The sequence below is a fragment of the Sutcliffiella horikoshii genome, from assembly GCF_021991925.1.
GTDB classification, from domain to species: domain Bacteria; phylum Bacillota; class Bacilli; order Bacillales; family Bacillaceae_I; genus Sutcliffiella_A; species Sutcliffiella_A horikoshii_F.
Genome location: NZ_RXZI01000002.1, coordinates 677189 through 702716 on the forward strand (window position 1 = coordinate 677189; position 25528 = coordinate 702716).

General features: G+C 41.3%; 28 protein-coding genes and 1 riboswitch. Of the genes, 24 read left to right on the plus strand and 4 right to left on the minus strand.

Translation table 11 applies throughout. The features are described 5' to 3' along the window. The first annotated feature begins 47 nt into the window (after window positions 1-47). The 16 genes from EKQ44_RS08615 to sufB all read left to right on the plus strand — a co-directional run bounded on the left by EKQ44_RS08615 (window position 48) and on the right by sufB (window position 14682). The gene (locus EKQ44_RS08615) at window positions 48-293 is read left to right on the plus strand and encodes a YusG family protein (protein WP_237663329.1); all 246 of its coding nucleotides are present in this window, start codon (window positions 48-50) and stop codon (window positions 291-293) included. A 150-nt stretch (window positions 294-443) separates the two neighbouring features. Next, on the plus strand, window positions 444-791 hold the full coding sequence (locus EKQ44_RS08620; protein ID WP_237663136.1) for a toprim domain-containing protein: 348 nt from the start codon (window positions 444-446) through the stop codon (window positions 789-791). Window positions 792-815: 24 nt separating this feature from the next. Beyond that, window positions 816-1130, plus strand: a complete 315-nt coding sequence (locus tag EKQ44_RS08625; protein ID WP_237663137.1) for a thioredoxin family protein — start codon at window positions 816-818, stop codon at window positions 1128-1130. A 522-nt stretch (window positions 1131-1652) separates the two neighbouring features. Continuing rightward, window positions 1653-2924, plus strand: coding sequence for an MFS transporter (locus tag EKQ44_RS08630; protein WP_237663330.1), 1272 nt, complete (start codon window positions 1653-1655; stop codon window positions 2922-2924). 121 nt (window positions 2925-3045) lie between these two features. Further along, window positions 3046-3381 carry a hypothetical protein gene (locus EKQ44_RS08635; RefSeq protein ID WP_237663138.1) on the plus strand — a complete coding sequence of 112 codons (336 nt, stop codon included), beginning with the start codon at window positions 3046-3048 and terminating at the stop codon, window positions 3379-3381. Between the two features lie 69 nt (window positions 3382-3450). After that, complete coding sequence (locus EKQ44_RS08640) at window positions 3451-4332, plus strand: diacylglycerol/lipid kinase family protein (protein ID WP_237663139.1); 882 nt, start codon at window positions 3451-3453, stop codon at window positions 4330-4332. Window positions 4333-4426: 94 nt separating this feature from the next. Next, window positions 4427-4543: riboswitch (SAM riboswitch) on the plus strand. A 137-nt stretch (window positions 4544-4680) separates the two neighbouring features. Then, a complete protein-coding gene (locus EKQ44_RS08645; RefSeq protein WP_237663140.1) occupies window positions 4681-5706 on the plus strand; it encodes a methionine ABC transporter ATP-binding protein in 1026 nt (341 codons plus the stop codon). Beyond that, the gene (locus tag EKQ44_RS08650) at window positions 5699-6355 is read left to right on the plus strand and encodes a methionine ABC transporter permease (protein ID WP_237663141.1); all 657 of its coding nucleotides are present in this window, start codon (window positions 5699-5701) and stop codon (window positions 6353-6355) included. The genes EKQ44_RS08645 and EKQ44_RS08650 overlap by 8 nt, the downstream gene beginning before the upstream one ends. Window positions 6356-6374: 19 nt before the next feature. Continuing rightward, the gene (locus tag EKQ44_RS08655; protein ID WP_237663142.1) at window positions 6375-7232 is read left to right on the plus strand and encodes a MetQ/NlpA family ABC transporter substrate-binding protein; all 858 of its coding nucleotides are present in this window, start codon (window positions 6375-6377) and stop codon (window positions 7230-7232) included. A gap of 355 nt (window positions 7233-7587) precedes the next feature. Beyond that, window positions 7588-7959, plus strand: a complete 372-nt coding sequence (locus EKQ44_RS08660) for a carboxymuconolactone decarboxylase family protein (RefSeq protein ID WP_237663143.1) — start codon at window positions 7588-7590, stop codon at window positions 7957-7959. Window positions 7960-8698: 739 nt separating this feature from the next. Beyond that, window positions 8699-8839, plus strand: coding sequence for a hypothetical protein (locus EKQ44_RS08665; protein WP_237663144.1), 141 nt, complete (start codon window positions 8699-8701; stop codon window positions 8837-8839). A gap of 632 nt (window positions 8840-9471) precedes the next feature. Continuing rightward, window positions 9472-10254, plus strand: a complete 783-nt coding sequence (gene sufC, locus EKQ44_RS08670) for a Fe-S cluster assembly ATPase SufC (RefSeq protein WP_060665465.1) — start codon at window positions 9472-9474, stop codon at window positions 10252-10254. Window positions 10255-10269: 15 nt separating this feature from the next. Next, window positions 10270-11562, plus strand: a complete 1293-nt coding sequence (gene sufD / locus EKQ44_RS08675) for a Fe-S cluster assembly protein SufD (RefSeq protein WP_237663145.1) — start codon at window positions 10270-10272, stop codon at window positions 11560-11562. Next, window positions 11562-12782: a cysteine desulfurase gene (locus EKQ44_RS08680; RefSeq protein ID WP_237663146.1), complete on the plus strand. Its 1221-nt coding sequence runs from the start codon at window positions 11562-11564 to the stop codon at window positions 12780-12782. The genes sufD and EKQ44_RS08680 overlap by 1 nt, the downstream gene beginning before the upstream one ends. After that, window positions 12772-13209 carry a Fe-S cluster assembly sulfur transfer protein SufU gene (sufU, locus tag EKQ44_RS08685; RefSeq protein ID WP_237663147.1) on the plus strand — a complete coding sequence of 146 codons (438 nt, stop codon included), beginning with the start codon at window positions 12772-12774 and terminating at the stop codon, window positions 13207-13209. Before EKQ44_RS08680 ends, sufU begins: the two co-directional genes overlap by 11 nt. Before the next feature lie 75 nt (window positions 13210-13284). Continuing rightward, window positions 13285-14682: a Fe-S cluster assembly protein SufB gene (gene sufB, locus EKQ44_RS08690; RefSeq protein WP_169292740.1), complete on the plus strand. Its 1398-nt coding sequence runs from the start codon at window positions 13285-13287 to the stop codon at window positions 14680-14682. A gap of 46 nt (window positions 14683-14728) precedes the next feature. Here the strand turns inward: sufB and EKQ44_RS08695 are convergent, their stop codons facing one another. Genes EKQ44_RS08695 through EKQ44_RS08705 form a run of 3 tightly spaced genes read right to left on the minus strand, consistent with a single transcriptional unit; the run spans window position 14729 to window position 16289 of the window. Beyond that, on the minus strand, window positions 14729-15529 hold the full coding sequence (locus tag EKQ44_RS08695; protein ID WP_414491285.1) for a DUF817 domain-containing protein: 801 nt from the start codon (window positions 15527-15529) through the stop codon (window positions 14729-14731). 43 nt (window positions 15530-15572) lie between these two features. Continuing rightward, on the minus strand, window positions 15573-15800 hold the full coding sequence (locus EKQ44_RS08700) for a helix-turn-helix domain-containing protein (RefSeq protein ID WP_237663149.1): 228 nt from the start codon (window positions 15798-15800) through the stop codon (window positions 15573-15575). Window positions 15801-15809: 9 nt separating this feature from the next. Further along, entirely contained in the window at window positions 15810-16289 is a 480-nt protein-coding gene (locus tag EKQ44_RS08705; RefSeq protein WP_237663150.1) for a DUF2975 domain-containing protein, read from the minus strand. 255 nt (window positions 16290-16544) lie between these two features. Here EKQ44_RS08705 and EKQ44_RS08710 point away from each other — a divergent pair, with 255 nt between their 5' ends. From EKQ44_RS08710 to EKQ44_RS08725, 4 genes are read left to right on the plus strand one after another with little or no spacing between them, the layout of a single operon-like run. Continuing rightward, window positions 16545-17879 (plus strand): spore germination protein, encoded by a 1335-nt coding sequence (locus EKQ44_RS08710; protein ID WP_237663151.1) that lies wholly within the window; start codon window positions 16545-16547, stop codon window positions 17877-17879. Next, the gene (locus tag EKQ44_RS08715) at window positions 17872-18948 is read left to right on the plus strand and encodes a GerAB/ArcD/ProY family transporter (RefSeq protein WP_237663152.1); all 1077 of its coding nucleotides are present in this window, start codon (window positions 17872-17874) and stop codon (window positions 18946-18948) included. Before EKQ44_RS08710 ends, EKQ44_RS08715 begins: the two co-directional genes overlap by 8 nt. Beyond that, entirely contained in the window at window positions 18941-19447 is a 507-nt protein-coding gene (locus EKQ44_RS08720) for a Ger(x)C family spore germination protein (protein ID WP_237663153.1), read from the plus strand. The genes EKQ44_RS08715 and EKQ44_RS08720 overlap by 8 nt, the downstream gene beginning before the upstream one ends. A 45-nt stretch (window positions 19448-19492) precedes the next feature. Beyond that, the gene (locus tag EKQ44_RS08725) at window positions 19493-20017 is read left to right on the plus strand and encodes a Ger(x)C family spore germination C-terminal domain-containing protein (protein WP_237663154.1); all 525 of its coding nucleotides are present in this window, start codon (window positions 19493-19495) and stop codon (window positions 20015-20017) included. A gap of 585 nt (window positions 20018-20602) precedes the next feature. Here the strand turns inward: EKQ44_RS08725 and EKQ44_RS08730 are convergent. Continuing rightward, window positions 20603-21265, minus strand: coding sequence for a VC0807 family protein (locus tag EKQ44_RS08730; protein ID WP_237663155.1), 663 nt, complete (start codon window positions 21263-21265; stop codon window positions 20603-20605). Window positions 21266-21381: 116 nt separating this feature from the next. On the opposite strand from EKQ44_RS08730, the gene EKQ44_RS08735 reads away from it, so the two are divergent. From EKQ44_RS08735 to EKQ44_RS08750, 4 genes are all read left to right on the plus strand, one after another. After that, window positions 21382-22230 carry a DUF72 domain-containing protein gene (locus EKQ44_RS08735; RefSeq protein ID WP_237663156.1) on the plus strand — a complete coding sequence of 283 codons (849 nt, stop codon included), beginning with the start codon at window positions 21382-21384 and terminating at the stop codon, window positions 22228-22230. A gap of 14 nt (window positions 22231-22244) precedes the next feature. Next, window positions 22245-23612, plus strand: coding sequence for a bifunctional metallophosphatase/5'-nucleotidase (locus EKQ44_RS21570; protein WP_237663157.1), 1368 nt, complete (start codon window positions 22245-22247; stop codon window positions 23610-23612). Window positions 23613-23679: 67 nt separating this feature from the next. Next, window positions 23680-23982: a YunC family protein gene (locus tag EKQ44_RS08745; RefSeq protein WP_237663158.1), complete on the plus strand. Its 303-nt coding sequence runs from the start codon at window positions 23680-23682 to the stop codon at window positions 23980-23982. 374 nt (window positions 23983-24356) lie between these two features. Continuing rightward, window positions 24357-25463, plus strand: coding sequence for an HD-GYP domain-containing protein (locus EKQ44_RS08750; protein WP_237663159.1), 1107 nt, complete (start codon window positions 24357-24359; stop codon window positions 25461-25463). Window positions 25464-25528 lie beyond the last annotated feature (65 nt).

The following is a 25528-nucleotide window of genomic DNA, read 5'->3' on the forward strand; positions in this document are numbered from 1 at the left end:
TAACACCGGTGTTTAACAGAGTCTTTAACTAAAGAGGGTGACCTTTGATGACTTTGGATAACAAAAGATTGGATATCACCGATCGAGTTAATGGTAAATTAACAGATCAAGGTTTTGAGCTTTTTGTGGAGCACGAATCCATCGGTCAAGTAATGTTTACCGAACATGGAAACCAATTCAGTTTAAAGAACGGCTATGAGCAAGAAGGAAGCAAGATCTTCCAACAAGTTCAAGTGCCTTCCGAAAAAGATGCGAAATATGTAGATTGCGACTACGAAAATGGATGGTGTTAACCATCGGTGGGGTTGGGACTTTTATTAGTTCCGCCCCTTTTTCATATCAACGCCCTTATTTTTTATTTTAAGTGTACATTACCGCCACTCAGAATAGTTATAGTATAAAGCAACTTATCTTTATACATCTTTTTAGAACAGGTGATGGATATGGATTTTATTTTTGAGGAAAAGATCATCATTGTCGAGGGGAAATCAGATAAAAAACGCATACAGGAAGTCATCAATGAACCGGTTCATATAATATGCACCAATGGTACCATCAGCGTCACCAAATTAGATGAATTGATAGAGGATATAATGGATAAAGAAGTATATATCCTGGTGGATGCTGACAGTTCGGGTGAAAAACTCCGAAAGCTGTTCAAAAGGGAGTTTCCAGAAGCGGAACACCTTTATATTGATAAAATGTATCGAGAAGTGGCCTCTGCGCCACATCACCATATAGCTACGGTATTGTTAAGTGCCAACATAGATATTCATGCTCAGTACTTGTAGTAGGCTATATTAGAGGATGAGAGAATGAACGATTGGACGAAGAATGAACTAGTAAATCAAATTAACAAAGATCAACTGACTGTGGTCTATTTTTACACCCCAATGTGTGGGACGTGTCAGGTTGCCAAGCGCATGTTGGATGTGACAAAAGAACTTTTCCCGCATTTTACTTTTGGGATGTTGGATGTGAATTATATACAGGATCTAGCCATGCAATGGGAAATAGAAAGTGTCCCTTGTTTGATGATTTTCAAAGATGGCGAAATCAAAGAAAAAATATATGCTTTCCGTTCTGTGGAGTATTTGTATAGCCTTTTTAAGGAGTATGACGGGAAGTGATTAGGAAACACCTATTTTGGGTGTTTTTTATTTAGGGGATTTTTGTAGCGGTTGGTTTCCGTTCCAGGCGCTTCGCTTTCCTGCGTGCGGGAGCCTCCTCACTTCGTGGAAGCCCACTGAAAAACCTAAAAAATTTAACTTTTTTAAAATTTATAGCTGTTGATTGGAGCAATAGGCGGAGACTCCTGCGGGGGGATAGCGACATTCTTGAGACCCCGCAGGGCGTAGCCCGAGGAGGCTCAAGGTCGCCCCGCGGAAAGCGAAGCCGTTTGCGGAAATCAACAGCGGTGTTAACCAAATCAATAAAGTTATTTACTTTTTCAGTAGCCTCCTTCGTTGCGGGGTCTCTCATGTCCCTTCCTCCCACTGGAGTCTGCGCGCCTTCCACTGCAATCAACAAAAGAATTTAATTAACCTAAAATTTGTTTATTTCGACACAATCGCCTATTGCCATTTTTCTGAAAAAGGAGTAAATTTGTTTAGGGATGCGAAATATTCATCTAAACAGACGAGGGGTTACATATTTTGAAAAATGTAAATTGGCTTCAATCTTTCAGGCGGTATAATCACAACATCCAGCAATTGTTTATCGTTAACATCCTGACTCAAATTGGGCTTGGGATCTTTATGATTGTATATAATTTTTATATCAGGGAATTAGGCTTTGCAGAAACGGTGAACGGAAATGTTATTGCAATGTCATCACTGGCCGCAGCCATTATTCTAATACCGGCGGGAATTTTGAGTGATAAAATTGGACGCAGGAAAATGATGATCTACGGTGTGTTTTTCAGTGGAATCTTTATGTTCTTGAGAAGTATTTTTGAGTTGGAATCGCTACTTCTAATCAGTGCATTTATAGCAGGTATTGCAATGGCTTTCATCCAGGTAACGGCAGTACCTTGGCTTGCGGAAAGCTCAACAAAAGAGCAGCGGGTAAAACTTTTCAGTTATCATTTTGCGGTCATGATGGGTGCGAATGTAGTTGGGAACCTCCTTGGAGGGACTTTGACAGATTTATTTTTACATCTAGTAGGTCTTAGCCCTGTCTGGAGTATAAGACTGACACTGCTTATCGGAAGCATCATCTTCATGGTCGGGATCTTTCCTTTGCTTAAAACGACAGAAGTTCCACGAAAGCAAGAAAACAAGGCGTTTTCGATTAAAAGCTTCCGATCCTCCATCCCTAAAGGGCAGTGGAAATTGATTTTCGCTTTTTCTTTTGCCTCCATTTTGGTCGGTTTTGGGTCTGGTCTGGTTATTCCATATCTGAACATGTACTTTGCGGACCGCTTTGGGACCTCTAACTCGACTATCGGTATCGTGCTCTCACTTGGTCAGGCGGTGACTGCCGTTGCCATGATCATAGGCCCGGCAGTAGTCCGGAGGGTGGGGGAAATGAGGGCGGTAGTCATATTGCAGTTACTTTCCTTGCCATTTATGTTACTAACGGCATTCACCCAAATTTTCTGGTTGGCAGCCCTGGGATTCCTTTTCAGGCAGGCGCTCATGAACGCAGCAAACCCGATTATTTCTTCCATGATGATGGAGCGAGTGGATAACTCTCTAAAAGGCTTTGCCAACTCCATTAATCAGATGGTGTTCTCACTAGGATGGGCAAGCATGGGGCCGGTGTCCATGACGATTGTGCTTTTGTATGGGGAATATTGGGGATATTCGATTGTTTTCTCCGTCACGGCGGTGCTTTATCTGACAAGTTCTATTTTCTTTTATTTAATGTTTAGAGAAAAATCGACGGCAACCTATCAAAAGGCTATGGTAAAGACATCATAGTCTGACATATTTCTTGGGAAATGAAGAACAGTTATCGGAAATACTCGGTAATTGTTCTTTTAAAATTGCAGGGATTCAACTAACTTATACGGAATCTATTAGGCAAAGGGGGCGGGTTTGTATGGTAAAAGAGAACTTGGAAGTATTTATCGCAAAAGCAAAAGGAAAATTGCATGTGATGGAAATCTTACCTTACTACAGTCTGCGCTGCTGCTTGGTCGCCTATGGAGAAAAGACAGTCTTTTCACTCTGTAAAAATGATCTGCAGGTCGAGGGAGAAGCTAACATGGTGGATATAGTGATAGAGGGGTCTACAGAAGAAATCATCAAACTATTGAGTGGTACCAAAATGAGGGATATTAAAGGGTTGTCATTCAAGGGTTCCTTCCGACATTACCTGTTGCTTGATTCCCTCTTTACTTTAGTGAACCGTTCAGAAAGAAAAGAGGTCTCATAAAGGAATTGTGCACGCCTATAACGAATAAGAAGAGGTAGAAAAAGAGAAGATTATAGGCGGTGTAGGAGTGTGTATTATTTTATTGTCAATAAGACGGCCGGTAACGGAAAAGGACTGCGCGTTTGGGAAGCTACGGAAAAGTTGTTAAAGGGTAGAAATGTAGTATATAAGGTTTCCTTTACTGAATATAAAGGTCATGCCGGTAAACTAATGGAACAGATAGATGACGGGTTAACTACGATAATAGTGGTTGGGGGAGATGGAACCATCCATGAAGTAGTGAATCGATTGGTTTCAAAAGAGGTGGCTCTCGGGGTAGTTCCTGCCGGATCTGGTAATGACCTGGCAAGAAGCCTGGGGGTCCCTTTTGATGCTAAAGGGGCACTGGAGCGAATTTTAGCAGGAGAAATTCGTAGCATCGATATCCCTAAGGTAGGGGAGGAGTATTTTATTTCCATTGCAGGGCTAGGCTTTGACGGGCAGGTTGCGGAAGTTACGAATAAGTCGAAATCGAAGCGCTTTTTGAATAAAATTGGACTTGGTGGTTTGTCCTATATACTAAATATCTTTAAAGTTCTTTTTAAATATAAACCGTCTAAGGTCTCGCTGATAGTGGACGGGACAATTAGTGAATATGAGGATGTCTGGCTTGTGGCAATTGCTAATCTCCCCTACTATGGCGGAGGGGTCATGATCTGTCCGGATGCCAAAGCGGATGATGGGCTATTAGATGTATGTGTGGTATCCGGAATTGGGAGATGGGAGCTACTTTTTGTTTTTCCACTGGCTTTTAAGGGGAAGCACGTTAACCATCGGCATGTAACCATGCTAAGAGGATCATCCATTTCTGTAAACCCAGATAAACCTTTAATCATGCAGTGTGATGGAGAAATTGTACAAACAGACAGTATGGATTTCAGGATGGAGAAGTGCAGACTGAGAGTTTTATAAAAGTTTTTAATTGACATGCTAATTACACCCATGGTACGATAACACTCGTTAATTCAAATTGCCCAAATACTTAACTTAAATTATATATGTTTATCTCTTATCGAGAGAGGTGGAGGGACGTGCCCGATGAAACCCGGCAACCGTCAACAAGTTATTGTTGAAATGGTGCCAATTCACACAAAGTAAAGTTATTTGCTTTGATAGATGAGAGAAAGGACTTTTCTCATTTAATCCTTTCTGCTCATTATTGCGGAAGGGATTTTTTATTTTTCAAGGGTTAAACAAACGTTTGATTAAACCTAATTGGGTAAGCTAAAACAAAGCAAATGTAAGAAGGAAGGTGCAGGCATGATTTCACTTCAAGGTGTAAAAAAGGTTTTTAAAACGAAAAATGGACCGGTTACAGCTGTTGATAATATAGATTTAACCATCAACCAAGGCGAAATATTTGGTGTGATTGGATACAGTGGAGCAGGGAAAAGTACCCTGATCCGCATGCTTAACGGGCTGGAAACTCCTACAGATGGAGTAGTGGATGTAGCAGGAAGGAACCTTGCGAAGGTAAAAGGCAAGGAACTGAGAGAAGCACGCCTAGAAATCAGTATGATTTTCCAACATTTCAATCTTTTATGGTCACGGACGGTAAAGGAAAATATCTCGTTTCCGCTTGAGATTGCTGGAGTCGGTAGGGCAGAACGTAATAAGCGAGTAGATGAACTTATCAAACTTGTAGGATTAGAGGGAAGAGGAGACTCTTATCCATCTCAACTAAGTGGAGGACAAAAGCAAAGAGTTGGGATTGCAAGAGCGCTTGCAAATAATCCAAAAGTACTCTTATGTGATGAAGCGACTTCTGCTTTGGATCCACAAACAACGGATTCCATCTTAGACCTCTTGGTCGATATCAATAAGCGGTTATCCCTGACGATCGTACTGATCACACATGAAATGCACGTCATCCGTAAAATCTGTCATCGTGTAGCTGTCATGGAGAATGGAAAGGTCGTGGAGCAAGGTGATGTTCTAAATGTATTCCGCAAACCCGAGCAGCCTATCACGAAACGCTTCGTCAAGCAGGTGACAGAACCAGAAGATACACAAGAGACAGTGGAACATCTGCTAGCAGAATATCCGCAAGGGAAAGTAATTCAATTAACATTTGTAGGTACTTCGGCGGAACAGCCTTTGATAACGAACTTGATCCGCAGATTTCCGATTGATGTGAACATCCTTCAGGGAAAAATATCACAGACTCAAAACGGTGCATACGGCACACTTTTTGTCCATCTTGATGGAGAGGAAGCCCACGTACAAGAAGCATTGTCGTTTATCCGTGAGCAGCAAGTGGAGTTGGAGGTGATGACACATGCTTGAACGCGTTAATTGGGATAAAATGTGGGCTGCTACGTTAGAAACCCTTTATATGAGTAGTATTTCTGTAGTTGCCACTTTCATTTTAGGGATAATTTTAGGACTTTTATTGTTTTTAACATCAAAGGGCAACATTTGGGAAAGCCGTATCATTAATGGAATAGTAGCGGCGTTTGTGAATATCTTCCGTTCCATCCCATTCGTCATTTTAATATTTTTACTTATTCCTTTCACAAGGTTCATCATGGATACCATCATCGGTGCCAACGCTGCCCTTCCTGCTCTGATCATAGGGGCTGCACCATTCTACGCCCGTATGGTAGAAATTGCGCTACGTGAAATTGATAAAGGTGTCATTGAAGCAGCACGTTCCATGGGAGCAAAGACATCAGAAATTATCTGGAAAGTATTGATTCCGGAATCGATGCCAGCATTGGTTTCCGGTATAACGGTAACAGCCATTGCAATTGTAAGTTACACGGCGATGGCGGGAATCATCGGTGCAGGCGGGTTGGGTAACCTGGCATTCTTAGATGGTTTCCAGCGTAACAACTGGGAAGTAACCCTTGTATGTACGGTCATCATTTTAATCATTGTGTTTATCATCCAATTTATTGGAGATTTGGTAACAAATAAACTAGACAAACGTTAAGAAAGTGGGGTAATTTCAGATGAAAAAATTATTAAGTTATGCTGTGGTTTCATTATTAGTACTGGTTTTGGCTGCTTGTGGTACAAGCAATGAAGGTGGAGAAAGTGGTACAGGTTCAAACATTGAGGAAGGAAAACTCGTTATTGGAGCTTCCAATGTGCCACATTCAGAGGTTCTGGAAGAAGCAAAGGCTTTGCTTGAAGAAAAAGGAATCGAATTAGAGATTAAGACATTTACAGACTATATTCTTCCTAACCAAACACTTCGTGATGGAGATATTGATGCAAACTATTTTCAACATGAACCATATTTAAAATCTCAAATTGCAGAAAATGATTACGACTTTGTAAGTGCTGGCGGTGTTCACATTGAACCTATCGGTGTATATTCTCAAAAATATGATAGCCTTGAGGAACTACCTGAAGGTGCACAAATATTAATGAGTAATTCTGTTGCAGATCACGGTCGTATTTTGGCTATGCTACAGGAAAAAGGTTTAATCACTCTAAAAGAGGGTGTAGAAACTACATCCGCTACTATTGATGATATTGAAGACAATCCAAAAGACCTGCAATTCAACACACAATTTGATGCGGCTTTTCTACCTCAAGCGTACTTGAATGGAGATGGAGATGCAGTATTGATCAATGGAAACTATGCATTGGGTGCAGAAATTGATCCAGAAGAAGAAGCAATTGCATTAGAATCTGGTGAAAACAACCCTTACGTAAACCTGATTGTTGTACGTGAGGAAGACAAAGACAACGAGCAAATCAAAGCATTGGTGGAAGTTCTCCAGTCTGATGAAATCAAAGCGTTCATCGAAGAAAAATATAAAGGTTCCGTACTACCAGCAAAAGCATCTGATGAAGAGTAAGCCATATGAGAACCCCGGGCTATAGAGGGAGGCCACTGAAAAACCCAAAAACTTATCTTTATTACGTTTTCTAGCTGTTGATTGCAGCAATAGGCGAAGACTCCTGCGGGGGGATAGCGACATTCTTGAGACCCCGCAGGGCGTAGCCCGAGGAGGCTCAAGGTCGCCCCGCGGAAAGCGAAGCCTAGTGCGGAAATCAACAGCGGTATGGAACAGATTACTAAAATTATGAACTTTTTCAGTGGCCTGCTATAGAGGCACGGGGTTTTATTAAAATATTTCTCGCTCATGAATACTTACCTCCCACCTAAACAAATACTAACTTTGTGAAAAATAAGGATGGGAGTTGTCTTCAATGGAACAACATTATGAGCCGAAAAACTATGCAGAAGCAGCACTTCATGATTATAAAGCAGGCCTAGGTTTATTTAGCGAAAAGATGCCTGAGCTTGCACATCACTACAACGAGTTCACAGAAGCTTGTTTTAAAGAGGGCGTACTTGATAAAAAGCAGAAACAATTGATTGCTCTTGGTGTTAGTGTGTATTCCCAAGATGAGTATTGTATTGTGTATCACACAAAAGGTTGTTTGGATCAAGGTGCTACAGAACAAGAGATCTTGGAAGTATGCGGTGTGACAGCAGCATTTGGTGGTGGCGCGGCAATGAGCCAATCCGTAACTTTGGTGCAGTCTTGTATCAGTGATTTTAATGAATTGAAGCATTGATTTTGGAGAGTCTGACCTTTTGGGGTTAGGCTTTTTTTACTTAGCAGCGTTACGTAGATCTAGGAAGTTGGAAATACAGATAGAATCGGTATGTCCAATTTAACTTGGTGTCAAGTGGAGTATTTGCATAAAAATGCTGAGATTTTTTTAGTGTATAAAATGGTTCGGACAAACTTTTCGTTAGTTCGGACAATCCTACGCTATTTTTAAGGGGTGTTCGGACAATTAGCGTGACTGTTTGGACAAGAACAAATGTGGCTTCGGACAGTTGAAAATTTGGTTCGGTCAACAATTGGAAAACTTTGGACAACTATACCAAAACTTTGGACAACTTTCGAAAAACTTCGGTCAAAAATGGAAACACTTCGGACATTTGTGCAGGCCAGGCTAAACATCAACAATAATCAGCACTATCACCCGGCTGGCCACTATCATCACCTCCGTTGGGTAACCAACGTAATTATCAGGACAACCAGAAAGCCTTAGCAATCCAGAGAAATACTATGTCTCCTTTCATCCATCTCCCCTAATCCCTCCACAACCCTCAATATCCCGAGTAATCGGCCCATACTTTGTTTGGATAAAATAATCATCCCTGCTATGATTAATAAAGTGTTTATTACAAATAATTTGAGGGTATCAGAAAACTGGTACAAAAAATAAACACTTATAAATAGGAAGGGAATGGTTTATTATCCATCAGGTACAAGTTAAGTACACAGGTGAAATGGAGAAGGCGATGTTTCAAGCTTATGGTTTTGGTTATGAGGAGTACTCAAAGAAGCTCTCAAAACTTCTGGAAGTTGAACAAAAACGAGAAGAGGATTACCAAAAGAGCTTGGAGATTGTTGAAGAAATAGACCGTAATTACCGTCCATAGAACCGTCCAGTGGAAAACTGGGAGGTTGACCATATAATATAGAAGAAAAGGGTTCGTGTTATTCTCTTACAACTGAGAATAATGCAGACCCTTTTTGTTTTTATAAAGCTCTTTTCTCAAAGATTGTTGCTATCCAATAGTAAAAAGTCGGCAGTTGGACTTTTTACTGCTTAGATATATTAGGACAAGCAGAAGTAAATTATGTATTACAGGGAAAAGAGCACGGGAATAAGGTATATAACGGTTGGTTCATAAGCACGTAAAAGCAACAAAGTTTATGAAAAGAGCCTTTTATAAAGTAGCCTCCCCAGGTAATTGGAGGGCAAATTATGAGCACTCGGCGGCAGACAGCGGATATCTTGAGACACGGCAACGTAGTGAGAAAGCTCTAGAACCGCCCCGCGGAAAGCGATAACTAGAACACAAAATACCCGGGAGTTAAATAAAATAAAAATTCCCCGAAAATTCGACTTTCCCCCCTTATATTCGTTATAATTTGAGGGTATCTTACACAAGGCGGAAAAGGTTGCTATCACTTTCTATTTGTTATAAGATTGTAATGAGAATAAAATGAGAATTAAAACAAGAATGTGTTTTCATATAGGAACACAAGAACATTGGAGGTTACAGTTATGGGTTCAACGTTAACGATTAAAGATTTACATGTATCCATTAATGATAAAGAGATTTTAAAGGGTGTAAATCTTGAAGTAAAAGGCGGAGAGATTCACGCAATCATGGGTCCTAACGGAACAGGAAAGTCTACGCTTTCTTCTGCAATCATGGGACATCCTAAATATGAAGTAACAAGCGGAAGCATCACATTTGATGGTAAAGATGTTCTTGAAATGGAAGTGGATGAGCGCGCGCAAGTTGGCTTATTCCTTGCAATGCAATACCCAAGTGAGATCAGTGGTGTAACAAACGCGGACTTCTTGCGTTCTGCTATCAACGCTCGTCGTGAAGAGGGCGATGAAATTTCACTTATGAAATTCATCCGTAAAATGGATAAGAACATGGACTTCTTGGAAATGGATCAAGCAATGGCACAGCGTTACCTAAACGAAGGTTTCTCTGGTGGAGAAAAGAAGCGTAACGAAATTCTTCAATTGATGATGATCGAGCCTAAAATCGCGATCCTTGATGAGATTGACTCAGGTCTTGATATCGATGCATTGAAAGTTGTTTCTAAAGGAATCAACGAAATGCGCGGAGACGACTTCGGTTGCCTTATCATCACTCACTACCAACGTTTATTGAACTACATCACTCCTGACCACGTTCACGTAATGATGCAAGGTCGCATTGTGAAGTCCGGTGGCAAGGAACTAGCGCAACGTCTAGAGGCAGAAGGTTACGATTGGATTAAGCAAGAATTAGGTATCGAAGACGAAACAGTCGGTCAAGAAGCGTAAGCAAGGAGGATTATCATGACGTTAGAGACGAAATTACCGTTTGATCAAGACTACCTCACTAACTACTCCAAAGAGTCAGGGGAGCCTCAGTGGCTGTTAGATCTTCGCTTACAAGCTTTATCCTTGGCAGAAGAACTGCCATTACCGAAGCCGGATAAGACGAAGATTACAAACTGGAATTTTACAAACTTCCAGAAGCACACTGTAGAAACTTCCATGACTTCTGTGGACCAATTACCCCAAGAGGTAAAGGCGTTAGTAGATGGAGAAAATATATATGTCCAAGTGGATAACACACCAGTGGTATCCACTGTGAAAGAAGAATTAAAAGCACAAGGCGTTATCTTCACAGATATCATCACAGCTGCAAAAGAGCACAGTGACCTTGTGAAAAAATACTTCATGCAAGACGGTGTAAAAGTAGATGAGCACAAGCTATCCGCGTTACACGCTGCACTAATGAACGGCGGAGCATTCCTTTATGTTCCGAAGGACGTTATCGTTGAAGAACCGATCCAAGCGATCTACCTTCAAGACCAAGCAGAAGCTGTGTTCAACCACGTATTAATCGTGGCAGAAGACAATAGTGCGGTCACTTATGTGGAAAACTATCTGTCCAACAATGATGGCGAAGGTTCCATCTTCAACATCGTGACAGAAGTGATCGCTAATGGAAACTCTAAAGTGCAATACGGTGCTGTAGACAACCTTGGAAAAGGTGTAACAACTTACGTTAACCGCCGCGGAGTAGTTGGCCGTGACGCGACACTTGAGTGGGCACTTGGCCTTATGAATGATGGTGACACGATCTCTGAGAACGTAACAAATCTTATGGGTGACGGCTCTGTTGGAGATACAAAAACAGTAGTAGTCGGACGTGGAGAGCAAAAGCAAAACTTTACAACGAAGGTTGTACATTTTGGCAAAAACTCTGACGGACAAATTCTTAAGCACGGTGTAATGAAAGACAGCGCAAGCTCTGTATTCAATGGTATCGGTAAAATTGAGCACGGTGCATCTAAATCCAATGCCGAGCAGGAGTCTCGTGTGTTAATGCTTAGTGAAAAAGCTCGTGGAGACGCTAACCCGATTCTTTTAATCGACGAAGATGATGTAACGGCAGGTCACGCCGCATCAGCGGGTCGTATTGATCCACTTCAGCTTTACTACTTGATGAGCCGCGGAATTTCCAAGAAAGAAGCGGAACGCTTAGTTATCCACGGATTCTTGGCGCCTGTAGTAAATCAATTGCCAATCGAAAAGGTTAAGAACCAATTGATTGATGTAATTGAAAGGAAAGTGAAGTAATGAATATCCAGGAGATACGTCAGCAGTTTCCTATATTGCATCAAGAAGTCAATGGAAATCCGCTAGTGTATCTGGATAGTGCTGCTACATCTCAAAAGCCCTTAGCGGTGATTGAGGCGTTGGAGAAGTACTATAAAGGGTATAACTCCAATGTTCATCGAGGAGTTCATACTTTGGGTACGAGAGCGACAGACGGTTACGAAGGTGCACGTGATAAAGTAAAGAACTTTATCAATGCAACCCACAGGGAAGAGATAGTCTTCACTCGTGGAACAACGACCGCTCTGAATCTTGTAGCTGGCAGCTATGCACGTGCCAACCTCAAGGAAGGCGACGAAATAGTTATCACCTACATGGAGCATCATAGTAATATCATTCCTTGGCAACAGGCGGCAAAAGCCACTGGCGCTACTTTAAAATATATCCCGCTGACAGAGGACGGCAGCCTGTCTTTATCAGATGTGGAAGCTACCATCACGGAAAATACGAAAATTGTCTCCATCATGCAAGTTTCTAACGTATTAGGTACAATCAATCCGATTAAGGAGATCGCTGAAATTGCCCATAAACATGGTGCAATCATGGTGGTCGACGGGGCCCAAAGTACACCGCACATGAAAGTGGATGTACAGGATCTAGACTGCGACTTTTTCGCACTGTCTGGTCATAAAATGGGGGCTCCAACGGGAATTGGTGCCCTGTACGGGAAAAAACATTTGCTTGAGAACATGGAACCAATCGAGTTCGGTGGGGAAATGATTGATTTTGTAGGACTGCAGGAATCCACTTGGAAGGAGCTGCCGTGGAAGTTTGAAGGTGGTACCCCAATCATTGCGGGTGCGATTGGACTTGGAGCAGCAATTGACTTCCTGGAGCAGGTGGGAATGGACAATATCCTTTCCCATGAACATAAGCTTGCAGAATATGCGATGAACCGCATGTCCGAAATCGAAGGAATCACCATTTACGGTCCGCAAAAAAGAGCGGGACTTGTTACATTCAATATAGAAGACGTACATCCACATGATGTAGCTACAGTGCTGGATGCTGAAGGAATTGCTGTTCGTGCAGGACATCACTGTGCACAGCCATTGATGAAGTATCTAAACGTTTCTTCCACTGCACGTGCTAGTTTTTACCTGTACAATACAGAGGAAGAAATTGATAAGCTAGTAGCATCATTAGTGAAAACAAAGGAGTACTTTAGTAATGTCTTTTAATAATTTAGATACTCTCTATCGTCAAGTGATTATGGATCATTATAAAAATCCGCGTAACAAAGGGGCTATTGAGTCTGACAGCATCACTGTCGACATGAATAACCCTACATGCGGTGACCGCATCCATTTGACACTTCAAGTAGAAGATGGAAAAGTGGCGGATGCAAAGTTCGATGGCGAAGGATGTTCCATTTCCATGGCATCTGCATCCATGATGACCCAAGCGGTAAAAGGTCTTGAAGTGGAGAAGGCACTAGAGCTATCGCAAATTTTTTATGATATGATGTTAGGCAAAGAATATGACGACGAAACGATGGACTTAGGGGATATCGAAGCACTTCAAGGTGTGGCGAAGTTTCCGGCACGTATTAAATGTGCCACTCTTGCATGGAAAGCCATGGAAAAGGGAGTCAAATCAGAGGAATAAGCAAGGCAAGATAGGGAGTGACAGTGCGGCAATATGTGCCCCACTGATGCTCACCTCTTGAATGGAGGGAATAAAATGGCGAAAAAAATGCCTGAAATCGGCGATTACAAGTATGGTTTTAAGGACAAAGACGTTTCCATTTTCCGTTCCGGCCGTGGTCTTACGAAAGAGATCGTTGAAGAAATCTCTCGTATGAAGGAAGAGCCTCAATGGATGTTGGATTTCCGTCTTAAATCATTAGAACATTTCTATAACATGCCAATGCCACAATGGGGCGGCGATTTGAACAGCTTGAACTTTGATGAAATTACGTATTACGTAAAGCCATCTGAGAAGTCTGAGCGTTCTTGGGATGAAGTACCTGAGGAAATCAAACAGACGTTTGACAAATTAGGTATCCCTGAAGCAGAACAAAAGTATCTTGCAGGTGTATCTGCTCAGTATGAATCTGAGGTTGTATACCACAACATGCAAGAGGACTTAGAAGAGCTGGGTGTAGTGTTCAAGGACACTGACACAGCGTTAAAAGAAAACGAAGACATCTTCCGTGAGCACTGGGCGAAAGTAATCCCGCCAACTGACAACAAGTTCTCTGCACTGAACTCTGCAGTTTGGTCTGGTGGATCTTTCATCTACGTACCGAAAGGTGTTAAAGTGGAAACTCCACTACAAGCATACTTCCGAATCAACTCTGAGAACATGGGTCAATTCGAGCGTACGCTTATCATCGTAGACGAAGGCGCACATGTACACTATGTAGAAGGCTGTACAGCACCTGTTTACACTACAAACTCCCTTCACAGTGCGGTAGTAGAAATCATCATCAAGAAAGATGCTTATTGCCGTTACACGACGATTCAAAACTGGGCGAACAACGTATATAACCTGGTTACGAAGCGTGCAGTGTGTGAAGAAAATGCGACAATGGAATGGATTGATGGTAACATCGGTTCCAAGTTAACGATGAAATACCCAGCGGTTATCCTTAAAGGAGAAGGCGCTCGCGGTATGACTCTTTCCATCGCATTAGCAGGTAAAGGTCAACACCAGGATGCAGGTGCGAAAATGATCCATCTTGCACCAAACACGTCTTCCACAATCGTTTCTAAATCCATCTCCAAGCAAGGTGGTAAAGTAACATACCGTGGAATCGTACACTTTGGTAAAAAAGCTTCCGGCGCACGCTCCAACATCGAGTGTGACACGCTAATCATGGATAACCAGTCTACATCTGATACGATCCCTTACAACGAAGTGTTCAATGACAATGTTTCTCTTGAGCACGAAGCAAAGGTATCCAAAGTATCCGAAGAGCAACTGTTCTATCTAATGAGCCGCGGTCTTTCTGAAGAAGAAGCAACAGAAATGATCGTAATGGGCTTCATCGAGCCATTCACAAAAGAACTACCAATGGAATACGCAGTAGAAATGAACCGTCTGATCAAGTTCGAGATGGAAGGTTCTATTGGGTAACATTTAGTCATAAAAAAAACCTTGGCGTGCTTGCATGCCAAGGTTTTTATTTATGGATAACTATCCTATCATTCCTTTTACTTGAATCTTTCCCTTTCACTCGCTTTAATGTCGCCACAATCAAAAAGCTTACAATCACCAATAAAAGCCAGGAACTGACCTTTCCTAAATGCACAAGGCTCCATGTCTCAGTTTGATTCGGATATTCCCATGCACCGAAAAATGTTGCGATGTTTTCAGCGACCCATATGAAAAACCCGATGAGCACAAAGGAGAGGGCGATTGGCATTCGGTATCGAATTCCGCCAACCTCATAGATGACCCATGATTTCCAAAATAGGATAATTACTGCTGCAGATAGCCACCAACGAACATCGATCCAATAATGATGGGTGAAAAAATTAAGGTATATAGCTGCTGCGAGTGATACCACCGTCCAAAAAGGTGGCCAGTCAACAAGCTCAACATTTAACCTTCTCCACGCCTGACAAAGATAACTTGCCACGCTTGCATACATAAACCCGCTGTATAATGGCACTCCAAGAACCTTGGAGTAGCCTTCCTCTGGATAGGACCACGAACCCATGTGCACCTTGAAGATTTCAAGTGCCAACCCAATAAGGTGGAACAAGGTGATGACTTTTAATTCATCGCGGGTTTCCAGTCCAGATCGAAGCATCCACCACTGCATCAGAATGCAAATAACCAGAAGCCAATCATAACGAGGTAAGAAAGGAAGAGAAATCACTTGAGTTAAGGCTAAAGAAGCAAAAATGACGACAGGAAACACACAGGACAATGCCTGTTGCCAGCCAAACCTAACAAGTTGCTTGAAGGCGCCAACCATGGACCATCCCTTTAATTTTTTCCTTGAGCCGAGCTGCATGGTCCTATTCATTTTGGGTTTCCTCTTCATCCCTTCGATATTCTAAGATATCACCAGGCTGACAATCCAACGCCCTGCAGATCGCCTCTAAAGTAGAGAAACGGATAGCCTTTGCCTTTCCGTTTTTTAAAATAGATAGGTTGGCCATCGTTATACCTACCCTCTCCGATAGTTCTGTCACACTCATTTTCCGTTTTGCCAACATTACATCCACATTTATAATAATCGCCATGTTTTCACCTCAGACCGTTAAATCATTTTCCGATTTTATATCAATGGCATTCTTCAAAAGCTTTTGTAAAACAGCTGCAAATACCGCAATCACCGCGGAGGCGAAAATGATGACCAGACCGAGGACGATGATACCCGGAGCGTCATCTACCTCACCGATGATATAAAAGAGCGGAAGAAATAGGACGTAGATCGCGCTGATTACTACTGCACAATATTTGATTGTTTTTAACGCTTTTACAGATAGGTCGGAAAATGCATTGTTTTTGTCAATGTAGCTTAATAATTTTAAGGCCTGATACAATGCCATGAAAAAGGCAATGGCTGTGGCAGAAATACCAATTAGAAAAGGATATTGCAAAAACGCCAACCTTGGAAAGAATTCTGCCCCATCCTTTACTACCCAAGGTAAGAAGAAGAAACATAAAACAAGGACCGGGGTCCCGATAAGCAACACTGCAAGCTTTAAAAATACTGTCTCACGGAACATAGTAGCACCTCTCTTAACCAATTATTTAATTCTGTGTTTCAACCTGGTTTATATCCATATCGAATTTATACTTATTATTTATTGAATTTAACATAAAATTTATTGATAAACAATAAATTTTTAATGAAAAATAAATTATTTATTCATTAGCAACGGACCAATATATGGTGATTCTACATATATAATTCCTTCACGGAAACACTAGTATAGAGGAAGTGAATCCGAAAAGATAATAAGGGTGAAAGGAAATATGAAATGAGCTCTCTATTAAGCTCCTTAATGGGAAAATTAGACGATAATGATGATTTATTTGTAATGGAAGAAAAACTCCAAGATATTCATTTTGGGGTTATTGGGGTACGGAGTTTAGTAGATATAGCCAAATCAATCGAGCTTGTTGAAAAGCACATGACGGCAGCGGCACTTATGCATAAGGAAGTGCTGGACCACTTAGTCAGTAACGGACGAAAAATGACAAAAGAGGATGAAATAATAACAGCAATTTTGCAAGGTGAATTAGTTATATTTTTCAAGGATTACCATGATTTCATGGTTAGCGTAGAGCCAATAAGAATGCCATTAAGCAGAGCAGTTGAACAGCCAACGAATGGTAGTGTATTACAAGGACCGTTAAACTCCTTCAATGAAGAGAAGTTAGTGAATGTTGGCATCCTTAGAAAGAGATTAGTATCTGATCAGCTCCGCGTGAAAGATTTTTTGGTAGGGAAAAAGCAGAAGAAAAGTGTATCTCTCTGCTATGATGCCATGAATGTAGATAAGAATCTTTTACAAAAGACAGTAGAACTCCTGGAAAACGGATCGGAAATGGACGTACATACAATACAGGATTTAATGAAAGTTTTGAAATTATCTACTTGGAGTGCGGTGGGAAGAATTCATGCAACAGAAATACCCCAACAAGCGGCTAGTTGTCTGTTAAAAGGGAAAGTGGTAGTTTTTATTGATGGTTTTCCGTTTGCCTATATTCTGCCTAGCACATTTTGGGATATTTTTATTTTGGAAAATGATAAAAACTTTCCCATGCCAATTACGATTTCCATTCGCTTATTAAGATTGATCGGAGTGATGATAGCGTTAATTGCTCCTGGATTATATGTTGCGCTGGTTGCTGTCAATCCGGAGGTTTTACGGATAGAACTAGCCTTATCGATTGCACAAAGCCGTAATGGTGTCCCATATCCTGCTTTGGTGGAAATCATCCTTATGTTGGTGATCTTGGAGTTAATCGTAGAAGCAAGTGTTCGTCTGCCCAAAAGTATCGGGCCAACCATTACCATGGTTGGGGGAATTATTCTTGGTCAAGCAGCAGTTGATGCTCAATTGGTCAGCAATCTTCTCATCATTGTATTGGCTGCAACCACCATTGCCAATGCAACCGTCATCGGCTATCAGAACTTGATTACCATTCGAATGTTAAAGTATACCATTTTGATTTTGGCATCATTATTCGGTGTCTTAGGGATCATGGCGGGAGTGTTTTTGATTTGCGGATATTTTGCAAGTATTAATACACTTGGGGTGCCTTACTTAAATATGGGTTTTTCAAAGGGTGATACAAAAGGTGGATAAAAGCTGGCAGGTATTTTTCATATATTTGTTGACTCATTTGGGGCTGATATTTTTCCTCTATCCTGCGAATATCATCAGTAGTACAGATGAGGCCCATTGGATTCCAATTCTTCTTGGAGTACTGTTTCATATATTAGTTGTGGGTATGTATTTGAAGGGGTTATCATTTTTTCCTGGTATGGATATCATAGAAATTTATACGAAAGCAGGGATGTTAGTAAAGGTATTCTTCCTTCTCCCGATTTTTGCGTATTTTATGATGGCAATCATCATTTCCATACGCGCATATTCCGAAATCATCACCATTGTATTTTTAACTAATACACCACTCTGGGCGATCATGCTTTTACTATTGGTCATCACATGTTATATGGCAATAATGGGGCTAGAAACCATCTTTAGGACTGGGGTTGTGATAGCTTATCTGTTCTTACCTCTTATTATTTTTGTTATGGTTTTCTCTTTTCAGAATGTTGATTGGAACTATCTATACCCTGCTTGGAATTCTGACTTTTCCTTCTTAAAGGAACAGGAATTTTTAAATAGTTTTTTTGCGATTGGTGGAGGTTATTTGTTCCTGGGTTTTGTGCAACCATATTTTTCTTTCAAAAAAATGAAAGTGTTTCTGGGAATCGCTATAATAATTCCTTGTTTTTTTCTGTCGGTGTATGTTCCAATTCTTACTTATGGTCAGGCTACTGCATCCAACTTTTTCTTTCCATTCGTCATGACCTTGGATGCAATCAACATAACCTGGTTAATGTTTGATCGAGTAACAATTTTTTTCTTATTGAGTTTGATAACTTTCATCATGTTGTTCCTTTCTTTAGTCATGTGGAAAACTGTAAGGATTACCCATTCTTTTTTTCCTGTAGCAAGGCCATCTTACCTTGTTATCTTTTTTACCTGTACCATTTTTCTGATCTGTCTATTCATTCCTAACTGGAGTGATGTTGAGAAGCTTTTTAGCTGGAATACCTTTTTAAGGTTTTATGTCCTTATAACCGTGCCATTGTCTTTGTTGTGCATCGGGAAGCAGTCAAAGGGAGGGAATAAGCAAGGTGCTTAAAAAATTTGGGTTTTGTGTGTTGATTTTCTCCCTTCTGAGCCTAACCGGTTGTTGGGATAACAAAGATATTAACCATAGAATGATGCCTGTGGTTCTAGGGATCACCAAGGAACAAGAGGAATACAAGCTGTTTTTGCAGATCCCAAAAGCTGCAAAGGGACAAATACAAACAACTATCGTGAGAGAGACTGGCACGACAATTAACCAAATCATAGATAAAATCAGTGCAAATTTGGAGAGTAGCGTAGATCTTTTACATGCAAAGGTCATCATTGTCGACAAAAGTTTGGCTGAGGAAGGAATGAAAGATTTTATTTCAGGTTTCATGAGGTCAAGGGATGTTCCTTCTAAAGCGCTAATGGTTATCAGTCAGAATGATATAGAAGATATATTTTCGGCTTTGGAAAACCAGGAACATTCGGAAGAAACAGTGCTATTAGATTACTTTGAAAAAAATGCAGGGTGGAATCCACAAATTCCACTTACACGGGTATGGTAAGTCTATCAAAGTATTCATTCCTATACAAAGGACGTCTCCATCGCAATGATAAAAAAGGGAGAGAATTCTGTATGTGAATTTGTCGGAGGGGCCGTCATCAAGAACGGGAAAATGGTAGAGGTGATAAATCCCGATGAAACCTTGCTCTACAATGCATTTAATGATGAGAGTAATCAAGGGAAGATTGAAGTGTTGGATGAAGGGAGTGTCATGATTTTAGGAAACAGGATGAATCATGCTAGTAGCATAATAGATGGAAGACCGCACTTTCATTCAGACTTACGGTTAAGTGTAATGGTATTAGAAACAAAAGGAGAAGCTTCAAGAGAAGAAATAAAGGAGGCGTTGACTGCCTTGCTACTAGAAAGATATGATAGGATGTTTTCTAAAATCCAGTCAAGTGAAGCTGATATCCTTGGCATTGGTCAGTACTTTCGAAAGGAGATATCTAGGGAGGAATTAAAGAAATGGCGTTCGAAGTATTATCCCGAATTAGTCTTTACGCAAGATATCGTAATAAATATACAAAATGAAGGGAATTTAAGGATGCCATCGGATAAAGAATCCTAAGAAAAACACCTAAATGAATTTAAATTCCTGCAACGCTTCTCACGTTGCAGGATGAGCGTTGTCTACCTCACCGACGATGTAAAAGAGGGGGAGAAATAGGACGTATATCCCGCTGATTATTCCTGCTCAATATTTGATTGTTCTTAACGCTTTTACAGATAGGTCGGATAATGCGTCGTTCCTATCAATATAGCTTAACAACTTTTTGCCTGATAGAATGCTTGAAAAAAGGCAATGGCGGTGGTGGACATTGAGATATGTTCGCTTATTGGGTAGGTTAAGATAGAGCGCGCTGCTATATGTATAAAGACAATCTGGGCAAGAAAAACAGCGTGAGATTGTCATCAACCCTTTGATAAAGACAATCTGGGCAAGAAAAACAGCGTGAGATTGTCATCAACCCTTTGATAAAGACAATCTGGGCAAGAAAAACAGCGTGAGATTGTCATCAACCCCCTGATAAAGACAATCTGGCAAAGAAAAACACCTCAAGATTGTCATCACATTCCTGATAAAGTCCCCACCCCATCCCAAAAGAAAAAGCATTCCCTCCCAAAAAGGAATGCCCTAACTAACTCCAACTCGTCACCGAACCAACTCCGATTCATCTGGGTCTGGTACATCATTTTCTTTCTGCTTCTCCAAATGCTCAATGATCTTCAAGCTAGAATAAATGAATCCAACAGCAATCAACGCTCCAAACACCCAACCATTCACCTTCATGAAGAACAGGATCCGATCATATCCTTGTACTCCATAAACGCCAATAAGATAATACTTCAGTCCTGCGCCGACAAGTCCCCTTAAAGCGAATATGCCTGTGATGAAATAGAACGCAGGAAGAATGGTTTTTTGACGATAGAGCTTTAAACTGTCCTCCCGCTTATGTCCCTGCAAATAAGCGATGTCAGCGCCAAAGTACAGTGCCAGTGGCTTCTTTATAATCATCGTGCCCAATATAAACAAACCGAAGCCGGCAGACACGTATACCGAGTTCTGAAGCATGGTAAAGGCATCGCCAGAAAGGATATCAACCAAGGTACTGACGAAGAGGGAAACCATAATGAACATGCCTGTCACGTTAAACTGTCTCTCTACGGCGAATCGGACAATGGTGTAAACAAACCCCGGAGCAGTGGAAAGCAGTATCGCATAATAATCCCCAAGCGGTTCTTGTCCAAATTTCCAAATTAAATATGGTAAAGCCAAGTAAAATAGTAGATCGAATACAACAATTTTGTTTTTCATAGCGCCTCCGAAAAAGTAAATATACATTTATCATACCAATTACTCCCATAAACCGCACTACAAACATGAGAAATACCAGCCGATTATGATAAAATGAAAAAAATGAGGTGAAACGAATGATTTATGTTGGTGTGACAGGCTGGGGAGATCATGATTCGTTATATACAGCGGGAGTTGCTGCAAGAGATAAATTACTGGAATATGGGGCGCATTTCCCTACAGTGGAAGTAGATGCTTCCTTTTATGCCATTCAGCCGAAGCGGAACGTTGAAAAGTGGATTGAAGATACTCCTGATGGTTTTCAATTCATAGTGAAAGCTTATCAGGGAATGACCGGACATCAGCGGGGGGATATTCCTTTTGACACGAAAGAATTGATGTTCGCGGCATTTAAAGAATCTCTTATGCCTTACGAACATGCAGGTAAATTGGCGATGGTCTTATTTCAATTTCCACCATGGTTTGAATGCAAAAAGGAAAATGTCGATTATATAAGATGGTGCAAGGAACAGATGGGCGACACGAAGGTAGCGCTTGAGTTCCGAAACCAAAGCTGGTTTCAGCCAGCATACCATGACAGAACGCTCACCTTTATGGAAGAGGAAGGGTGGATACATAGCATCTGTGACGAACCTCAAGCTGGAACGGGTTCGATTCCGACGGTACTGCACCCAACCGATCCAGACAATACTTTAGTACGACTGCATGGTCGGAACATCCATGGCTGGACAAAGTCTGTATCAGGGAAGGACTGGCGGGAGGTCCGTTATCTGTACGACTATAACAAGGAAGAGCTACTGGAATGGAAAAAGAACTTGGAGAAGCTGACATCGTTATCCCAAAACATTTATATGCTATTCAACAATAATTCTGGGGGGCATGCAGCTGGAAATGCCAAGCAGATGATTGATCTGTTGGGACTAGAGTATAAGGGCTTGGCTCCGAGACAATTAGATTTATTTTAGAGGAGAGAAAACGTGTGCAGCAGATTAGAATTTTACATACAAATGACATACATAGTCATTTTGACGCCTACCCGAAGTTAGCAACCTTTTTAAAGGAACAGGCGTCCACACTACCATCGGCACTTGTCGATATTGGCGATAACATGGATCGTTTTCACCCTATTACGGAAGCTACTGGTGGTAAAGCGAATACGAGTCTGTTAAACAAATTGCAATATGACTTTGCCACTTTTGGTAATAATGAAGGGATAACTTTAGACTATCAGGGGTTATCAGAACTCTATGGGGAGGCCGAATTTTCCGTCCTGGCAGCCAATCTATTTGAAGAAGATGGGAATTATCCTCACTGGGTGAAGCCTTATGAAATAAAGGAAATGGATGGCGTCAAGGTCGCTTTCATCGGAGTGACGGTTTTCTATCAACATTTCTACTCTTTATTGGGTTGGAAAATAGAAGATCCTTTTACTATTTTGGAAAAATACCTCCCTCTAGTAAAAGAAGAGGCTGACGTGATTGTGGTTCTTTCCCATCTTGGCATTTCGGATGATGAGGAGCTGGCAAGGCGCTTTCCGGATTTAGATGTCATCCTTGGGGGCCATACGCATCACGTCTTACCGGACGGCAGGCTAATCGGTGATACACTGATTTGTGGAGCAGGGAAGTATGGCCAATATATCGGGCAAGTGGACATAACCTATGACAGGGATAAAAAGTCTCTAGTTACATCCACCGCAAGGCTTCATGAATTGGAACTCTATGAACCGGATGAGGAGATGGCTGGGCTGATAAGAGAAATGCAGCAAGCTGCACAACGTGCTCTTCATAAGAAAATCGGTAGAATTAAGCAACCTTTACCGGTAGAGTGGTATGCCCCTTCCATTTTTCCTGATTTCCTGGCGGAGAGGTTAAGAGAGTGGTGCCAGGCTGATATCGGGATGGTCAATGCTGGAGTACTGCTAGATGGCCTTGAGGAAGGAGATGTGACGCTTGAGATGTTGCACCGTGTTTGTCCCCATCCCATCAATCCATGCCGAGTCACCTTGACCGGTGAGGAGTTGCGGGAGGTGGTCCAGCAGGCCTTCCATCCGGAAATGGAGCAGCTCCGGATAAAAGGACTTGGTTTCCGTGGGGAAGTCATGGGCAAAATGGCATTCAGTGGAGTTCGCTTTGAGAAAGCGGAAATAATCGGTGGAACAGGGCAAATAACTGCGATTTATGTGGGAGATCGAAAGTTGGAAGCTTCTGATAAGGTGACGATTGGTACCATTGATATGTTCACATTTGGGAGGATGTATCCAAGCATCCATCATGCAAAAGAGAAAGAATTCTTCTTACCGGAATTGCTCCGGGATGTGCTAGCACATTCCTTCTCGGGGAATTAACCTATTTTTCACACCCTTTCCATAACATCACATAAATTGATATGGGAAGGGAGCGTGACAATTATCTATGATTGAAATGACACCAATTACAATCGAAGGCCATACGTTTACTGCCATTACAGTAAAATTGCCAAAGACCAATTTTATGGCAGTTACAAGTGATAAAGGATACATTATGTGCGGTGCATTGGATGTCGGCTTGTTGAATGCCAAGCTGAAGGACCGAAAAATCATTGCAGGGCGGGCAGTTGGGGTGCGTACCATCGAGCAATTAATAGAGGCCCCTTTGGAATCCATTACGTATGAGGCAGAAAATGTAGGCATTAAAGTAGGCATGTCAGGTAAAGATGCATTGCTCAGAATGCTTTAACAGGGGATAAGATGATGCTTATGATGCATAACTTATCTTTTCATATATTCTTATCGAATCATATAGGAAAGAATACCACCGTTTGCAAAATAACACGGTGGTATTTTGTTTGTAAGGCTCTTTTCTCAAAGGTTCACTCTAAAAATTGCAAATAGAGTACAGGAGGGAAAGAGCAAGACAATAAGTAATATGACAGTTAATGTATCAATACGGAAAGCAACAAAGTTTACTTATACAGCTTTGTATAAACCATTCTTAATACAATTTTTAAAAAATCTTCATAACTTTTTTCAAAATAACCAAGCTTTATCATAAAATTTTTACTATAATAGGAAATATATAGATTTTGTCGAAATGTGAAGATAGGAGAAGTTATGAGACTATTACCTACAAGATCAATGAAACCGGGAATGGTATTGGCTAGATCGATCTACAATGATTCCGGCAGGGTGCTGTTGAGCGAGGGGATTTCTGTCACTTCACGAATGATTTCACGCCTGCAACAACTGAATGTTACGTATGTATATATAGAAGATTCCCGCACAAATGGGATAGAGGTACCGACCATCATTTCGGACAAAGTCCGGAAGGAGGCGGTAAAGACGATAACGGATACGTTTAAATCGGTGGAGCATGAACGTGCCTTAAGTAAATGGTTTGTGATGGACAAGTCCTCCAAGACCCTGAAGTCACTTATTCAACATTTGCTCACCGATATGAAATCCAACGATGAAGTTTCCGCTTTATTGACGGATGTTTATGTACATGACAATTATGTATTCACCCATTCACTTAATGTGACCCTTTATGCCCTATCCATTGGACTGAAGCTTGGATTATCACAAAAAGACTTGGAAACCTTGGGCCTTGGCGGAATTCTCCACGATATCGGAAAGATGCTTGTCCCTAATGATATCCTCTTCAAGCCTGGTAAACTTTCAAGCGACGAGTTTGCAGAGATGAAAAGACATGCCACATACGGTTATGATATCCTTCGAAATATGCAATCCATCCCACTGATGGTTGCGCATTGTGCATTCCAACATCATGAACGGCTTAATGGAAGCGGCTATCCACGTGGGATCAAAACGGATGACATCCATCTGTTCGGAAAGATACTTGCTGTTGCGGATGTTTTCGATGCAGTGACTTCCCACCGAATCTACCGGAGTGCGATGCTGCCACATGAAGGTTTGGAGATACTGTATGCAGGATCTGGAACCCTTTATGAGCCTGCAATTATCGAAGCTTTTCGTAAATCGGTCGCCATCTATCCATACGGGTTGATGATTACCTTGAATGATGGCAGAAAAGGGCTGGTTGTCGGACAAAACAAGGATTTGACCGAGCGGCCTGTTATCAGGATTGTGGAAGAAGAAGGGGAAGATTTAGAGAACCCTTATGATCTCAATCTGAAGGATCACCTTGATCTTGCCATTGTGGATTGTGACAGACAAGATAATATTGCTGCGGTAAGTTGATAGATAGAGTGAGAAATATTTCCTTTGTCCTATTAGGGGATATGTGATATAGTGAATTCATAAAA

Bases quoted from the DNA above. Each gene is read 5' to 3' on its own strand.
- EKQ44_RS08650 (WP_237663141.1), top strand. From the start codon at position 5,699: ATGCTTGAACGCGTTAATTGGGATAAAATGTGGGCTGCTACGTTAGAA.
- EKQ44_RS08645 (WP_237663140.1), top strand. From the start codon at position 4,681: ATGATTTCACTTCAAGGTGTAAAAAAGGTTTTTAAAACGAAAAATGGA.
- EKQ44_RS08695 (WP_414491285.1), bottom strand. From the start codon at position 15,529: ATGGTTGGCGCCTTCAAGCAACTTGTTAGGTTTGGCTGGCAACAGGCA.
- EKQ44_RS08745 (WP_237663158.1), top strand. From the start codon at position 23,680: ATGATTGAAATGACACCAATTACAATCGAAGGCCATACGTTTACTGCC.
- EKQ44_RS08700 (WP_237663149.1), bottom strand. From the start codon at position 15,800: ATGGCGATTATTATAAATGTGGATGTAATGTTGGCAAAACGGAAAATG.
- sufD (WP_237663145.1), top strand. From the start codon at position 10,270: ATGACGTTAGAGACGAAATTACCGTTTGATCAAGACTACCTCACTAAC.
- EKQ44_RS08725 (WP_237663154.1), top strand. From the start codon at position 19,493: ATGATAAAAAAGGGAGAGAATTCTGTATGTGAATTTGTCGGAGGGGCC.
- EKQ44_RS08625 (WP_237663137.1), top strand. From the start codon at position 816: ATGAACGATTGGACGAAGAATGAACTAGTAAATCAAATTAACAAAGAT.
- sufB (WP_169292740.1), top strand. From the start codon at position 13,285: ATGGCGAAAAAAATGCCTGAAATCGGCGATTACAAGTATGGTTTTAAG.
- EKQ44_RS08710 (WP_237663151.1), top strand. From the start codon at position 16,545: ATGAGCTCTCTATTAAGCTCCTTAATGGGAAAATTAGACGATAATGAT.
- EKQ44_RS08655 (WP_237663142.1), top strand. From the start codon at position 6,375: ATGAAAAAATTATTAAGTTATGCTGTGGTTTCATTATTAGTACTGGTT.
- EKQ44_RS08705 (WP_237663150.1), bottom strand. From the start codon at position 16,289: ATGTTCCGTGAGACAGTATTTTTAAAGCTTGCAGTGTTGCTTATCGGG.
- EKQ44_RS08750 (WP_237663159.1), top strand. From the start codon at position 24,357: ATGAGACTATTACCTACAAGATCAATGAAACCGGGAATGGTATTGGCT.
- EKQ44_RS08735 (WP_237663156.1), top strand. From the start codon at position 21,382: ATGATTTATGTTGGTGTGACAGGCTGGGGAGATCATGATTCGTTATAT.
- EKQ44_RS08635 (WP_237663138.1), top strand. From the start codon at position 3,046: ATGGTAAAAGAGAACTTGGAAGTATTTATCGCAAAAGCAAAAGGAAAA.
- EKQ44_RS08660 (WP_237663143.1), top strand. From the start codon at position 7,588: ATGGAACAACATTATGAGCCGAAAAACTATGCAGAAGCAGCACTTCAT.
- EKQ44_RS08680 (WP_237663146.1), top strand. From the start codon at position 11,562: ATGAATATCCAGGAGATACGTCAGCAGTTTCCTATATTGCATCAAGAA.
- EKQ44_RS08730 (WP_237663155.1), bottom strand. From the start codon at position 21,265: ATGAAAAACAAAATTGTTGTATTCGATCTACTATTTTACTTGGCTTTA.
- EKQ44_RS08615 (WP_237663329.1), top strand. From the start codon at position 48: ATGACTTTGGATAACAAAAGATTGGATATCACCGATCGAGTTAATGGT.
- EKQ44_RS08620 (WP_237663136.1), top strand. From the start codon at position 444: ATGGATTTTATTTTTGAGGAAAAGATCATCATTGTCGAGGGGAAATCA.
- sufC (WP_060665465.1), top strand. From the start codon at position 9,472: ATGGGTTCAACGTTAACGATTAAAGATTTACATGTATCCATTAATGAT.
- EKQ44_RS08665 (WP_237663144.1), top strand. From the start codon at position 8,699: ATGTTTCAAGCTTATGGTTTTGGTTATGAGGAGTACTCAAAGAAGCTC.
- sufU (WP_237663147.1), top strand. From the start codon at position 12,772: ATGTCTTTTAATAATTTAGATACTCTCTATCGTCAAGTGATTATGGAT.